At 39.5% G+C, this 14,410-nt stretch carries 13 protein-coding genes; 9 read left to right on the forward strand and 4 right to left on the reverse strand.

Going from position 1 to position 14,410, the window contains the following annotated elements:
• Nucleotides 1-15: 15 nt before the first annotated feature.
• The 3 genes from ACIQ1H_RS00875 to ACIQ1H_RS00885 form a co-directional block, all read right to left on the reverse strand.
• Nucleotides 16-207, reverse strand: coding sequence for a small, acid-soluble spore protein, H family (locus ACIQ1H_RS00875; protein WP_402885766.1), 192 nt, complete (start codon nucleotides 205-207; stop codon nucleotides 16-18).
• 13 nt (nucleotides 208-220) lie between these two features.
• Nucleotides 221-379 carry a YfhD family protein gene (locus ACIQ1H_RS00880; protein WP_172772364.1) on the reverse strand — a complete coding sequence of 53 codons (159 nt, stop codon included), beginning with the start codon at nucleotides 377-379 and terminating at the stop codon, nucleotides 221-223.
• 165 nt (nucleotides 380-544) lie between these two features.
• On the reverse strand, nucleotides 545-1,951 hold the full coding sequence (locus ACIQ1H_RS00885; RefSeq protein WP_402885769.1) for a LysM peptidoglycan-binding domain-containing protein: 1,407 nt from the start codon (nucleotides 1,949-1,951) through the stop codon (nucleotides 545-547).
• Between the two features lie 177 nt (nucleotides 1,952-2,128).
• Here ACIQ1H_RS00885 and ACIQ1H_RS00890 point away from each other — a divergent pair, with 177 nt between their 5' ends.
• The 6 genes from ACIQ1H_RS00890 (at nucleotide 2,129) to pheT (ending at nucleotide 10,359) form a co-directional block, all read left to right on the forward strand.
• Nucleotides 2,129-3,478 carry an FAD-binding oxidoreductase gene (locus ACIQ1H_RS00890; protein WP_402885771.1) on the forward strand — a complete coding sequence of 450 codons (1,350 nt, stop codon included), beginning with the start codon at nucleotides 2,129-2,131 and terminating at the stop codon, nucleotides 3,476-3,478.
• 166 nt (nucleotides 3,479-3,644) lie between these two features.
• Nucleotides 3,645-4,445: an alpha/beta fold hydrolase gene (locus ACIQ1H_RS00895; protein ID WP_402885773.1), complete on the forward strand. Its 801-nt coding sequence runs from the start codon at nucleotides 3,645-3,647 to the stop codon at nucleotides 4,443-4,445.
• A 28-nt stretch (nucleotides 4,446-4,473) separates the two neighbouring features.
• Nucleotides 4,474-5,463 (forward strand): sensor domain-containing diguanylate cyclase, encoded by a 990-nt coding sequence (locus ACIQ1H_RS00900; RefSeq protein WP_402885776.1) that lies wholly within the window; start codon nucleotides 4,474-4,476, stop codon nucleotides 5,461-5,463.
• Between the two features lie 91 nt (nucleotides 5,464-5,554).
• On the forward strand, nucleotides 5,555-6,319 hold the full coding sequence (locus ACIQ1H_RS00905) for a TrmH family RNA methyltransferase (protein ID WP_172772360.1): 765 nt from the start codon (nucleotides 5,555-5,557) through the stop codon (nucleotides 6,317-6,319).
• Between the two features lie 572 nt (nucleotides 6,320-6,891).
• The gene (gene pheS / locus ACIQ1H_RS00910; RefSeq protein WP_172772359.1) at nucleotides 6,892-7,929 is read left to right on the forward strand and encodes a phenylalanine--tRNA ligase subunit alpha; all 1,038 of its coding nucleotides are present in this window, start codon (nucleotides 6,892-6,894) and stop codon (nucleotides 7,927-7,929) included.
• Nucleotides 7,930-7,941: 12 nt separating this feature from the next.
• A complete protein-coding gene (gene pheT / locus ACIQ1H_RS00915; protein ID WP_402885781.1) occupies nucleotides 7,942-10,359 on the forward strand; it encodes a phenylalanine--tRNA ligase subunit beta in 2,418 nt (805 codons plus the stop codon).
• A 261-nt stretch (nucleotides 10,360-10,620) separates the two neighbouring features.
• Here pheT and rnhC read toward each other — a convergent pair whose 3' ends face one another.
• Entirely contained in the window at nucleotides 10,621-11,547 is a 927-nt protein-coding gene (gene rnhC, locus ACIQ1H_RS00920; RefSeq protein ID WP_402885783.1) for a ribonuclease HIII, read from the reverse strand.
• Nucleotides 11,548-11,682: 135 nt separating this feature from the next.
• On the opposite strand from rnhC, the gene zapA reads away from it, so the two are divergent.
• The 3 genes from zapA to polX all read left to right on the forward strand — a co-directional run bounded on the left by zapA (nucleotide 11,683) and on the right by polX (nucleotide 14,395).
• Nucleotides 11,683-11,943, forward strand: coding sequence for a cell division protein ZapA (gene zapA / locus ACIQ1H_RS00925; protein ID WP_024363855.1), 261 nt, complete (start codon nucleotides 11,683-11,685; stop codon nucleotides 11,941-11,943).
• A 5-nt stretch (nucleotides 11,944-11,948) separates the two neighbouring features.
• Nucleotides 11,949-12,494, forward strand: coding sequence for a CvpA family protein (locus ACIQ1H_RS00930; RefSeq protein ID WP_139860395.1), 546 nt, complete (start codon nucleotides 11,949-11,951; stop codon nucleotides 12,492-12,494).
• Between the two features lie 191 nt (nucleotides 12,495-12,685).
• A complete protein-coding gene (gene polX, locus ACIQ1H_RS00935; protein WP_402885787.1) occupies nucleotides 12,686-14,395 on the forward strand; it encodes a DNA polymerase/3'-5' exonuclease PolX in 1,710 nt (569 codons plus the stop codon).
• Nucleotides 14,396-14,410 lie beyond the last annotated feature (15 nt).

Genomic DNA, 14,410 nt, shown 5'->3' on the forward strand with positions numbered 1-14,410 from the left:
TTTAAGTTGGGTTGTTTAATGAACGAGGTATTCTTCTTTTAGCTCGGAAATCGTGACTTCAGAGCGTTCTTCTAGTGATCGACGTAAATGAACGGTAGCTGTTTGACCATCATCATGTAACTTGTCAATCCATACTGAAACGCCATTATAGCTCACTTCGTATTCCTTTGGAGAGGCAACAATTTCTTGTGCGCGTAGATAATCCAATTGATGTCCCTCCTTATTTTTTTTGCTTATTTTTCGTTACGGAATTAATAAGCTCTGTAAATTCTTGAGAAAATTCTTCTTTTACTTTATTTGGCGCAATTTTTTGGTTTTTTGGCGTTTGCGGTAATGAACCTTTGTTATTGCTTTGCCCTTGCTTATTATCTCTTCCCATAGTTGAGTGCTCCTTTCGCTTTAATATTTCTTAATATGGCTTTGAATTCATATTTTTATCAAGGGAAAAACTAGGGAAACATAAGAATAACATGTAGCAATGCAAAAATATTTAGTGGTTCATTTGCTTATAAAATATCGTGCTGAGGATAAGGATAAAGTATGTTTATTTTTTAATCGAAAAATTATTATCTAACAGTGCCCAGTTTTGTGGGAAAGGAAAACCTAATGCCCAGTAACTAATACCACGTAGATGATATTCCTTAGTTAGGTCAAACTTAGCTTGTGCGCTTCTTGCATCTTCAAACCAAACTTCATGATTGCGTCCTTGCTTGTCAACATAGCGAAAATAAGGGGATTGTGCTGTTGGATCATATTGAATAGTTGCCCCATACTGTTGCGCTCTTGCAACCGCTTCTTGCGGGCTAAATGTTTCTGCTTCCTGACCTTTCACATGTGGAATGAGCCAATCGCGTGCATAAATTTGGAAGCCTAAAAATATTTTATTAGCAGGCATTACTGTTAGCGCATATTCTACAACTTTCCTCATTTCATTAATTGGAGAGATTGCCTGTGGAGGTCCAAGTCGATAGCCCCATTCATAAGTCATCAGTATAACAAAATCCGCAATTCTTCCATGTGCCTCATAATCATATGCTTCATAAGTTGATCCTGCTGGAGATGGCCCTGTTTTAGGAGCGAGTGCAGTTGAAACTAAAAAGCCTTTCGGATGAAGGCGATCAACGGCTAATTGAAGAAATTGGTTATAGTTTTCTCGATCTGCAGGTAGGACATTTTCGAAGTCTATATTTAGCACTTTATAGCCTTTATCTTCCATTACTTTTAATATATTATCGATGACTTTTTCTGATAATTGTTGATTTGACAATATCACATGGGTTAAGTTGGACCCGCTTTCTGTAGAAGTGAAGTTCGTTAAGGTTAACATCGGAATAATATTTTGAGAGTTGGCAGCAGTTATCATTGCTTTGTCGTTTAACGGTTCCAATGTTCCATCTTCGTTCATCAAATAAGCAAACGGGCTAAAATACGTTAGGAGAGAGCCTAATGCATTTAGTGACTGTACAGCTTCGTCAGGTGTTTCGTACGTATAGGCATTTACTTCAATAGTAGGTTTCATTCGTGGAATAATTAAATGCGAACCTACATAGATCATATTGGGGTTTGTAATATCGTTTTCCTCTATTATGGCCTGTACGGTTGTACTATAGTCCTTAGCGATTTGCGATAATGTCTCGCCACTTTCTACAACATGAATTATGGGAGGAATAATTAGCTTTGTTCCTGGTGTTAAAAGATCGGGGTTTGTAAGATGATTTACTTGAATAATGGATTGCAGTGACACGTGATATTGTTGGGCAATAGACGACAATGTTTCTCCTTTTTTAACGGTATGTGTTGTAAAAGAAGAAGGTATAACGAGTGATTGTCCAATCACTAATTGATTTGGGTCAGGTAAAGCGTTTAATTGAATAATAGCGCTCATTGGTGCAGCATAGCGGTTCGCAATTTGCCAAAGTGTTTCACCAGCGCTTACTACATGTATTAACATTCGGTCTCCTCCTAAATAGGTTTTATTAATGCATCATATGTAACTAAATATCTACCTAATGATGAAATACAGTGTTATTTTTAAATGTTTAATCATTTCAATACTCATATTTTTTTCTTATTAGTTATACATAGTATAGTAGATGCGAATTGTATCATTAGAGAAAGGAGCTGGACGTTGAAGAAAGTAAAGCTCACAGGAAGAATTGTTAGCCCAGGTGATCCAGATTATGATGAAGCGAGAACAAATAATAATTTAAGTGTGCCAAAATTTCCGAGTAAAATTGTTTTTTGTCAAAGAACTAAAGATGTAATCAATGCGTTAAAGTGGGTTAGGGAAAATAATGAAGATTTTCGAGTAAGGAGCGGACGACATCATTATGAAAACTACTCCTTAGTGAATCACGGTCTAATTATAGATGTCAGTGAAATGGATGACATCACCGTTAATTTAGAAAATGGAACTGCTCGAATTGAGGCTGGTGCAAATCTTGGAAAAGTATACCGTACATTATGGCAACATCGTATGACAATCCCTGCTGGTACCGAAAGTAGTGTTGGCATTGTGGGCTTGACATTAGGTGGTGGAATTGGGATGTTATCACGTCCTTTTGGGCTTACTTGCGATCAATTAATTGAAATTGAAATGGTTAGAGCAAGTGAACATCAAGGAGCAGAGTTAATTCAAGCAAACCGACATGTAAATAGTGATTTGTTTTGGGCTAGTTGTGGCGGCGGAGGAGGCAATTTCGGCGTTGTCACGGCACTTACATTTAAGCTTCAACCCATTTCAGACGTTACCCTTTTCGCTATCGTGTGGGAGTGGGATGATTTTGAGATTGCATTTGATGCTTGGCAAAAATGGGCGCCATTTACCGATGAACGCATAACTTCACAAATAGAGCTAAAATCACAGGAAGTGGGCGAAATTGTTGTGCAAGGTTTGTTTGTAGGTGAGGCATCGGAATTAAAAAAGCTTTTGCGGCCTTTAAGGAAAAGTGGTTCACCTACGGAAGTATGGATAAAAGAAGTACCGTACATAAAAGCGGTACGATTTTTTGATGTTGCAAGCGGCAATCAACCAGCATTCCGCAAACGATCAGGCTCTTTTATTGAAAAACCGTTTCCACATGTGGCAATTGCAAGAATGAAACAATTTTTAGCAAATGCCCCTAATCGAAATGCGAGCATCTGGCAGCAGTCTCTAAGAGGGGCTGTAAGTCAGATTGGATCAAGCAAAACGGCTTTTTATTATAGAACTGCATTGATTGCTCAGGAATATATTACTTCATGGGAAGATCATGAAGCAGAAAATGAAAATGTTCAGTGGGTTGAGGATATAAGAAGAACATTATCTCCTTTTACTATGGGGGATTATGTGAATTTTCCAGATCAATCGATTCAAAATTGGCCGACTGCTTATTATGGACGTAATTTTAGACGTTTACGAGAAGTCAAAACCAAATACGACCCTTACAATGTTTTTACATTCCCTCAAAGTATTCCAACGATTAAAAAGTGGATGTAATGCATCATACAAGTTTTTTAAAATGTCATGACATAAAGAGTAGAGTGCGATTGAAACTTAGCATTCTACTTTTTTTGTGAAGTTTACTATTATTATTTCCTTGATAATTATTGAAAGCACAGTCAAAATGGAGATATTACATATATTTCTAAAAGGGGTAAATGCAATGATGGATGTTGTTGTACGCAATAATGTGAAAATTATTGGAAAAGGGCAGAAACCGATTCTTTTTGCACATGGATTTGGCTGCGATCAAAATATGTGGCGCTATATTACGCCTGCTTTCGAGGAGCAATACCAAATTATTTTGTTTGATTATGTTGGTTCTGGTAATTCAGATTTAAACGCTTATCAATCTGATAAATATCAGTCTCTACAAGGGTACAAGCAAGATGTTTTAGACATTATTGAAGCGCTTGGGCTGCAACAGGTCATTTTTATTGGTCACTCTATTAGTTCAATGATTGGTTTACTTGCATCAATCGAACGCCCTGATTACTTTGAAAAACTAATTATGATTGGACCTTCGCCGCGGTATTTAAATGATGACAATGGCTATGTTGGTGGATTTGAGCTGAGTGATATTACGGAAATATTAGATATGATGGAAATGAATTTTTTAGGTTGGGCTAGCTTTCTAGCACCGATTGCCATGAATAATCCTGACTCTCCAAAACTAACAAAAGAGCTTGAACAAACTTTTAATTCTGCTAACCCACTGATTGCAAGGGAGTTTGCGGAAGTAACATTTTTATCAGATCATCGAGGCGACTTAACAAAGGCTAGTGTGAGTGTGCCTATTTTAATTATGCAATGTTCGGACGATAGTATCGTTCCAATTGAGGTTGGCGAATATTTGCACAACCATTTAAAAGCAAGTACGTTTCGATTAATGACTGCAAAAGGTCATTATCCTCATATTAGCCATCCTGAGGAAACGATTCAGTTAATTACACAATTTCTGTAATGGAATAAGAAAGGATTATGAATAATTCATGGATAAACGATTGAACTATGCACCTTGTGGATTTATTGCCATTACGCATGATGGAATGATGATAGAGGTGAATCAGACCTTTCTTGAGTGGATAGGTTATGAACGGGTGGATTTATTACACCAGCATATTGAATTGCTAATGTCCAAGCCTAATAAGATGATTTTTCATTCTTATTTTTACCCAACAATAAATCTGAACGATCATGTGGAAGAACTGTTTATCAGTTTAAAGCACCGCGATGGTACAGCGATTCCTTTTCTATTGAATGGTAGGAAGTATATAGTGGGAGAGGCTGAATGTATTGATTGTATTTTAGTGCCTATGAAAAAGCGCATTGATTATGAATTAGAATTACGCTCAGCTAAAAAGCAACTAGAGGCTGCTTATTTAGAAAAGGATCAGGCTTTAGCTAAATTAGAGCAACTGCATTTGGAAATTGAGCGAAAACAAAATGAGCTTTTAAGCATAAACGCCACATTAGTAGAACTATCCGTTACTGATAAGCTAACAGGATTGAAGAACAGAAGGTTTTTTCAAGAGAAGCTTGAGGAGCAGCTTGCTATATTCGATGAAACAGCACAACTATTCTCTCTTTTAATTTTGGATATCGATCATTTTAAAAAGGTAAATGATACATACGGACATCAAGTAGGTGATGAAGTTCTTGCCCAATTGGCACAAATTTTAAATGCGCATGCCCGACAAGATGATGTCGTCGCTCGTTATGGTGGAGAGGAATTTGTTATTATTTTACCTGAAACAGATGTAGATACGTCGAGGACGATTGCTGAGCAAATACGTCGAGTTGTTGAACAGGCCCAATGGCAAACTGGTAAAGTCACGATAAGTATCGGTATTGCGACCGTAACTGAAGGGGATACAGATGCAACGATTTTGAAAAAGGCAGATCAAGCATTATATGTATCGAAGGAGAACGGAAGAAATAGGGTAAGCACGTTTGAGTGCCTGACACCCAAACAATTCTGACAATTAGCTACATTTTGCTGGACTATGTAATTTGTTGTTTTCTACTGTATAATAATGAACAGTAAATAGGAAAAAGGCGGTACGAAAGACGATGAAGAGAATAGAATCTACGCAAAATGCGTTGGTAAAATATTGGAAAAAATTAGCGACTACACGAAAAGAACGTGAGCGTTCAGGTGAGTTTTTAGTTGAGGGATTCCATTTAGTAGAGGAAGCGCTGAAAAATAGTGGTCAAGTGTTACAGCTAATTGTGCGAGAGGGCGTTGACTTACCGATGCTATGGCCAATCGATGATGTGGCAATGGTAGAAGTAACGGCAGCTGTTGCAAAGGAATTTGCTGAGACCGAGACTTCACAAGGTGTGTTTGCTGTTTGTAAGCAAATGACGGTAGAGCAAGATGTCATGGGTTCATGGCGCAAAGTCCTTTTAATCGATGCTGTACAAGATCCAGGTAACATTGGCACAATGATTCGAACAGCAGATGCAGCTGGTTTAGATGCGGTTATACTTGGCAAAGGCTGTGCAGATCTTTATAACCCGAAAACGTTGCGCTCTGCTCAAGGGTCACATTTCCATATTCCAGTGATTCGTGGGGAATTAGAGGATTGGATCGATATGCTTCAGGATAATGGTGTTCCAGTATTTGGAACGGCGCTAGATGAAGATGCTGTCATTTATCATGATATTCAGCATACAGGTGCTTTCGCTATTATGATGGGGAATGAAGGCAGTGGCATTAATCCACAGTTATTAGCAATGACCGATCAAAATATGATTATTCCCATTTTCGGACAAGCAGAATCATTAAATGTCGCTGTTGCAACGGGTATTGTTTTATATGGATTTGTAAAATAGGTTTTGTTTTACGTGCGTAACACTAGTAAAAATGCCGATAAAACCAGGGCAATCGCCGATAAAACGTCAGGAATAGCCGATAAAACAATGGCAATCGCCGATAGAACGTCAGGAATCGCCGATAAATCAATGGCAATCGCCGATAGAACGTCAGGAATCGCCGATAAATCAGGTCATATTGCTATAAGGAACAGATGCCCCTTGCTTTGAAGTCACGTAATAATGTATAATCACATTTAAAATGTAATTAAGTATATTGAAATGCTTTGACTGGGAAGTAGTAAAGATTGTGAATGGACGACAGGGAGCGTAGGCCGAAGATTGAGAGCCAGCGCCGAGCCAATGCAATTTTGAATTCAGCCCGCGAGCAGCTACCGGGACCAGCAAGTGAAACGGCTGTAAAGGTATGCCGGCTTCAATCGAGTCGTTATGTCAATGAAGTGATTGTACGAAGTTGATCGTGCAATAACTAGGGTGGTACCGCGAATATGTCCTCGTCCCTTTTTTGGGGGCGAGGTTTTTTTGTGCCATTTGTGCAAGCGGGCACTTATATGAACAAGGAGGTTTTACACATGGAAGAGCAATTAAAGCAATTAGAGCAAGAAGCGCTAGCGAAAATTGAAGCAGCAGCAAATTTAAAAGAATTAAATGATGTACGTGTCGCTTATTTAGGTAAAAAGGGACCAATCACAGATTTATTAAAAGGCATGGGGAAATTATCGGCTGAAGAGCGTCCGAAAATGGGTGCTTTAGTTAATACGGTTCGTGAAAATGTCACTGCGGTGCTAGAAGCAAAAGTAACTGTTTTAGAAGAAGCAGCTATTGCCGAAAAATTAGCAAGTGAGTCGATTGATGTTACATTACCTGGTCGTGACATTAAAGTAGGGAACCGTCACCCATTAACACGCGTTATCGAAGAAATTGAAGATTTATTTATCGGGATGGGTTATGAAATTGCTGAAGGACCAGAAGTAGAAAAGGATTACTATAACTTTGAAGCTTTAAATTTACCAAAAGGGCACCCTGCTCGTGATATGCAGGATTCGTTCTATATTTCCGAGGAAATATTATTACGTACACATACATCGCCAGTACAGGCACGCACAATGGAAGAGAAAAAAGGCGAATCTATCCGTATCATTTGTCCAGGGAAAGTATTCCGTCGTGATAATGATGACGCAACACACTCTCACCAATTTATGCAAATTGAAGGTTTAGTCATTGGCGAAAATATTCGAATGAGCGACCTTAAAGGTACGTTAGATACGTTAGCGAAAAAAATGTTCGGTGCAGATCGTGAAATACGTTTACGCCCAAGCTTCTTCCCATTCACAGAGCCATCTGTTGAGATGGACATTTCTTGCTTTAAATGCGGTGGCTCAGGCTGTAACGTATGTAAAGGCACAGGTTGGATTGAAATTTTAGGTGCAGGTATGGTACACCCAAATGTGCTTGAAATGGCTGGCTACGATCCAAAGAAAGTTTCTGGTTTCGCATTTGGTATTGGTGCAGAACGTATTGCGATGTTGAAATATGGTGTCGACGATATTCGTCATTTCTATACAAGTGATACACGTTTCTTATCACAATTCGAGCGAACAGAGGCGTAAGGGGGACTATAAATGTTAGTATCATTAGAATGGTTAAAAGATTATGTAAGTACACAGGGCTTAGCGCCTGAAGATTTAGCAGAAAAAATTACACGCTCAGGTATTGAAGTAGACGCTGTCATTGACCGTGCTAGCGGCATGGATAAAGTCATTGTCGGCTATGTTGTGTCAAAAGAGAAGCACCCTGAAGCTGATAAATTAAACATTTGCCAAGTTGATGTTGGAGAAGCAGAGCCACAACAAATTATTTGTGGAGCGCCAAACGTAGATGCAGGGCAAAAAGTAATCGTTGCTCGTCCTGGTGCACATTTACCAGGAGGCATTAAAATTAAAAAAGCAAAACTTCGTGGGCACGAGTCAAACGGGATGATTTGTTCATTACAAGAGCTTGGTATTGAAGGTAAGTTAGTACCGAAAGCTTATGCAGAGGGCATTTATGTGTTGCCAGCAGATGCAGAGGTGGGCTCTGATGCACTAGCGGTTTTAGGTCTTCGTGATACTGTGCTTGAGCTTGGCTTAACACCAAACCGCTCAGATGCGCTTTCGATGTTAGGGGTAGCTTATGAGGTTGGTGCAATTCTGTCAGAAGAAGTAAAGTACCCAGAAATCGCTTATCATACATCTTCTGAAAAGGCAGAGGACTTATTAAAGCTTCGCGTGGAGGATTTGCAAGCAAACCCAATGTACGTAGCGAAAGTTGTGAAAAACGTTAAAATTGCAGAGTCACCAATGTGGTTACAGCACCGCTTAATGGCAGCTGGAGTACGTCCTCACAATAATGTAGTCGATGTGACAAACTATATTTTAATGGAATATGGTCAACCACTTCATGCATTTGACTACGATAGCTTAGCTACAGGTGAAATTGTTGTTCGTAAAGCAACAGAAGGTGAAAAAATTACGACTTTAGATGACCAAGAACGTACTTTAAAGGCAACTGATTTAGTTATTACAAATGGCAAGGAACCAGTAGCGATTGCAGGTGTAATGGGTGGAGCAAATTCTGAGGTAACAGAAACGACAACAACTGTAGTTATTGAATCTGCCTATTTCGATGGTTTAACAGTGCGCCAAACTTCACGTAATCTAGGTCTTCGCTCGGATGCATCAGCTCGCTTTGAAAAAGGCGTTGATCCAAACCGAGTAATTCCTGCAGCTGAACGTGCAGCAGCATTACTAGCTGAATTAGCTGGCGGTGAAGTGTTAGAAGGTACTTGTATCGTTGATGATTTAGATAAAACACCAGCACGAGTTGTTGTCTCTCCAGACTTTATTAACGAACGTCTTGGTATGAAAATCTCATTAGAAGATATGCTATCTATTTTAGAGCGTTTAAAATTTGGTGTAGAAGCAGCGAATGGCTTATTAATTATTGACGCACCAACACGTCGTCAAGATATTAAAATTGAAGAAGATATCGTTGAAGAAATTGCACGTTTATATGGATACGATGAAATTCCAATGACTTTACCAGAAGGTGCAAACCAAGTTGGGAAATTAACAGCTTACCAAGCAAATCGTCGTGTCGTGCGTGACTATTTAGAAGGTGCAGGACTTTATCAGGCTGTTACTTATTCTTTAACATCTGAAGCACTATCACAACGCTTTGCACTAAAAGCTGAGCCTGTAACACGTTTATTAATGCCAATGAGTGAAGACCGTTCAACACTGCGCCAAAGCTTGATTCCACATTTAATTGAAGCAGCTGCCTATAACGTTGCGCGTAAAGCAGATAGCGTAGCATTATATGAAGTTGGTTCTGTGTTCCTTGGTCAAACAGAAGAGGGGCTACCTTTTGAAGAAGAGCATGTTGCTGCTGTTTTAACAGGTAAATGGTTAGATCATGCTTGGCAAGGTGAGAAAAAGGAAGTAGACTTCTTTGTACTAAAAGGAATTATTGAAGGTGTCATTGGTAAGCTTGGATTAACAGATCGCATTGCATTTGTTAAAACAGAGGTAGCTGGCTTACATCCTGGACGAACAGCAAGTATTTTATTAGACGGAGAACAAGTTGGTATTATCGGTGGCTTACATCCTGCAGAACAAAAGTCATGGGGTGTCAAAGATACGTATGTAATGGAAATGAATTTAGTAGCATTACTTCATGCGAATGCAAGTGAAGCACCACTTGGTTATAAAGCGGTTCCTCGTTTCCCTGCGATGTCTCGTGATATCGCGCTTGTTATGGACCGTGCAACAGCAGCAGGTGAAGTAATTACTGCGATACGTTCAGCGGGTGTGAAGCTGTTGAAGGACATTCGCGTGTTTGATGTCTACGAAGGTGAAAAAATGGAAGCAGGTAAAAAATCTGTTGCCTTCTCATTAACATACTTCGATCCAGAACGAACATTAACAGATGATGAGGTAGTTGCAGCACATAACAAAGTGTTAAAAGCAATTGCTACAATTGAAGGAACAGAAGTACGTTAATTTATACTAATTTAACAAGCTGTTTCGAAATTAGAGACAGCTTAGAGTGTCGACAAAAGGCACCAAGAAATTACTCTTGGTGCCTTTTGTCTTTTTTAATACCTATTAAGTTAATTGGAGCGAAGGGCTGGCGACTCCTGCGGGAATGCACGCCACGCAAGACGCAACAATCCACGCGATAGCGAGGGTTGCGGCTTACAGTGTGCCCGCGGAAAGCGTCCAGCCCGTAGCGGAAATTAACGTAATAAGACCTCTATATATTTATTTTAACTTCCGAGCCTTTTCAGTATTTGCAAAATGCCATTTTGTGATGGAGCGCAAAAATTCCTCTCCTTGTCCACGCCAAATTCGTGCAGCTAGGGCATCAACTTTACTTGATGCCCCTTTTTGTAACTCTATGCCAGCAAGCTCACTTAGTCGATCCATTTCCTTTAAGAATGCAGCGCGAGCTAAAATTGAAGCAGTAGCAACCGAAACATGTAATTGTTCAGCTTTCGTTGAAAATAGTACATCCTCTTTCACAATGTCCCGCTCATTTTTCAAATAATTGTAATATACTCCGCGTTCAGCAAACTGATCAATTAAAATATGCGTAGGTTTTTCAGGAGCCATTTTTGACAGTGTATTGCCGAGCGCCTTATTATGCATCATCGCTTTCATTTTACCCTGAGAGTAGCCTCGTGCTTGTAATACATTATATTTTTCATTGCGCAATACGAGTACGCTATGGATACATGCTGCACGTAAATCAGGTGCTATTTTGCGCATATAGTCATCAGTAAGCATTTTAGAATCTTTAACGCCGAGCTCATTTATTAGTTCTATTTTTGTAGAAGGAACGTAAACTGCAGCGACTGTAATAGGACCAAAATAATCGCCTGTCCCCGTTTCATCGGAGCCTAACACAGACATTGAGGCAAAGCCTTCTGGAAGCGTATCGCCTTTTGCTCCAATTGTTGAGGACTTTTGAGTAGTCGTTACCCCAGTGGCACCCCAACGTGCGGCTTCTCGCTCAGCTCCCCCGCCTTGGAACATACATTTCCCTGATTTATACATCGTAATAGCTGTATCAGGAAGTTTTGCGGCAAACACCACACCTGGTGCTTTTCGCTCCACAAAATAACTTGCGTAATAAGACATCACCTCTTTTTGTGCATTTGTTGAAATTAATAGTACAATATTTGACATTTAACCGTTCCTTTCTATCCTCATTGTTCACAATTTTATACCTTTCATGTTATGATAATATATAGCTTTTTTGTGTGGACGTTGCTCATTACTGTCAAAATCGTGAGCAAAATGATTTTATTGGAGGGTGCGACTATGGAAAATCAAGAAAAGAATAAAATTTCTGTGGAAATATATGGTCATACATATAAAATGGTCGGCTCCGAATCCATTGGACACATGCGACTTGTCGCTTCTATTGTTGATGACCGTATGCGCGAAATGAATTTACATAATCCCTCACTTGATAGCACAAAGCTTGCCGTCCTTACAGCCGTAAATACGGTGCACGATTATTTACTCTTAAAAGAGCAAATAGAATTACTAGAAGAAGAATTGAAAAAATTAAAGGGTTGAAGTGAATGCTAGATTTAATCATATTAGTAGTTCTATTAGTTGGACTGCTAGTGGGGGCAAAACGTGGCTTCATTGTACAAATGATGCATATTGTCAGCTTTGTCGTTGCCCTAATTGTTGCGTATATTTATTATAAGCCATTAGCACAGAAATTTGTGTTTTGGGTGCCATATCCAGGTGTAACGGATTCAGGAAGCCTCGGGGTTGTCATTGATAGCTTAGATTTAGACCGCACGTTTTACCGTGTTATTGCATTTGCGGTTATTTTCTTTGCAGTGAAAATTTCATTGCAAATTGTGGCGTCTATTTTTGACTTTATTGCCTATCTACCTGTGCTTAATACGGTGAACCGTTGGCTTGGTGCACTGCTTGGCGTAATTGAAAATTATTTAATTTTGTTTATTGTGTTGTATGTTTTGGCATTAGTACCAATTGATTTAGTACAAAATTTAATGTCGAAGTCGTTCTTATCAGGCCTCATTTTGGAGCATACGCCGATTATTACAAAGATGTTCCAAAATTGGTGGTATATTTATCTCCATGCTTCATAACAATTTGGCGTCTACGCATGGAAAACTGAATGTAGTGTTCACTTGTTTGTCCGTAGAAATCTGCTGAAATGGCGAAGTTGCTGTTAAGGGCACAGCTGTTTTGTGCGCAGAGCCGCAATGAATAGGCAATAGTAATCGATGCACTTCTCTCGGACTAGAGGGAAGTGTTTTTACGATAGGAGGAATTCTAAATGAACAAAAAGACAATTATTCGTACACTAGAGAAAATTGCTTTATATATGGAGCTACAAGGTGAAAATCCCTTCAAGGTATCCGCCTTCCGAAAGGCAGCTGCCGCACTTGAAACAGACGAACGCTCCCTAAGTGAAATGGAAGATGTGACAAAGCTTAAAGGAATTGGGAAAGGCACAGCTGCTGTTATTGAAGATTTGATTGAGACTGGAGAATCTAGTCTTTTAAAAGAATTACAAGATATTGTGCCAAAAGGATTACTACCGCTATTAAAGTTGCCAGGGTTAGGTGGCAAAAAAATTGCCAAGCTTCATCAAGAGCTAGGCATTGACTCTGCTGAAAGCTTACAAGCTGCATGTGAGGCTGGCAAAGTGCGCGAGCTAGCGGGCTTTGCAGCGAAAACGGAAGAAAAAATTTTAAAGGAACTTGCGAACTTTGCCAATCGTTCGGAACGTTTGCCAATTTGGCTGCTAGAGCCTGTTGTTTTACAAATTGAAGCACTTCTCGGTAGTATGGAGGAAGTGACACGTTTCTCAGTAGCTGGAAGCTTCCGTCGTGCCTCAGAAACGAGTAAAGATATCGATTTTATCGTTGTAACGGAAGCGGTTGAAGTAGTACGTGAAAAGTTATTGAGTGAACTTGCAATTCAGGAAGTCGTCGCTGCAGGCGATACAAAAATTTCAGTTGTTTTAGATTTAGATGAACCGATAAGTGTTGATTTTCGATTAGTGAAAGATGTTGAATATGCAACAGCCTTGCACCATTTTACTGGTTCAAAGGATCATAATGTGCGGATGCGTCAGCTTGCAAAGACGCGTGGGGAGAAAATTAGTGAATATGGTGTAGAGCAAGCAGATGGCACAGTACTAACATTTACAGATGAAGCGGCATTTTTTGACCATTTTGATATGCCATTTATTCCACCTAGCTTACGAACAGGATCAACAGAATTTGATCGCCAAAGTGAAGTGAAGGATTTAGTGAAGCTGGAGGATATTGTAGCTGATTTGCATATGCATACGACATGGTCAGATGGTGGATATGCCGTTGCTGAAATGGGAGAGGCATTAATTTCTCATGGTTATCACTATGGCGTTATTACCGATCACTCCCAGTATTTAAAAGTGGCGAATGGTTTAACACCTGCACGTTTAGTGAAACAACGAGCGGAAATTGAAGCATTTAACGAAACACATCCAGACTTTTATTTATATGCAGGAACAGAGATGGATATTTTACCAGATGGTTCGTTAGATTTTGATGATGACGTACTAAAAAAATTAGATTTTGTAATAGCCTCTATTCACTCCAGTTTTACACAGTCACAAGATAAAATTATGGCGCGTTTACACACGGCAATGCAAAATCCGTATGTTCATATGATTGCCCATCCAACGGGTCGCATTATTGAGGATCGGGCTGGTTATAATCCAGATATGGCACAGTTAATTGAATGGGCGAAGGAATATGGTAAAATTCTAGAGTTAAACGCAAATCCATATCGTTTAGATTTATGTGTGGAGCACTTAGAAATGGCGGTTGCAGCAGGGGTACCTGTCGCGATTAATACCGATGCGCATGATATCGCTCATTTACGTTTTATGGATATAGGTGTGCGCTACGCAAATAAGGCATGGCTGAAAAAAGATATGATTGTCAACACATGGACGCGCGAACAGTTTGAGGCGTTTATTCGACGAAATAAATAGGTTGAGGAGGTGTTC

Source organism: Lysinibacillus sp. NPDC097279, assembly GCF_044761745.1.
Classification (GTDB): Bacteria; Bacillota; Bacilli; order Bacillales_A; family Planococcaceae; genus Lysinibacillus.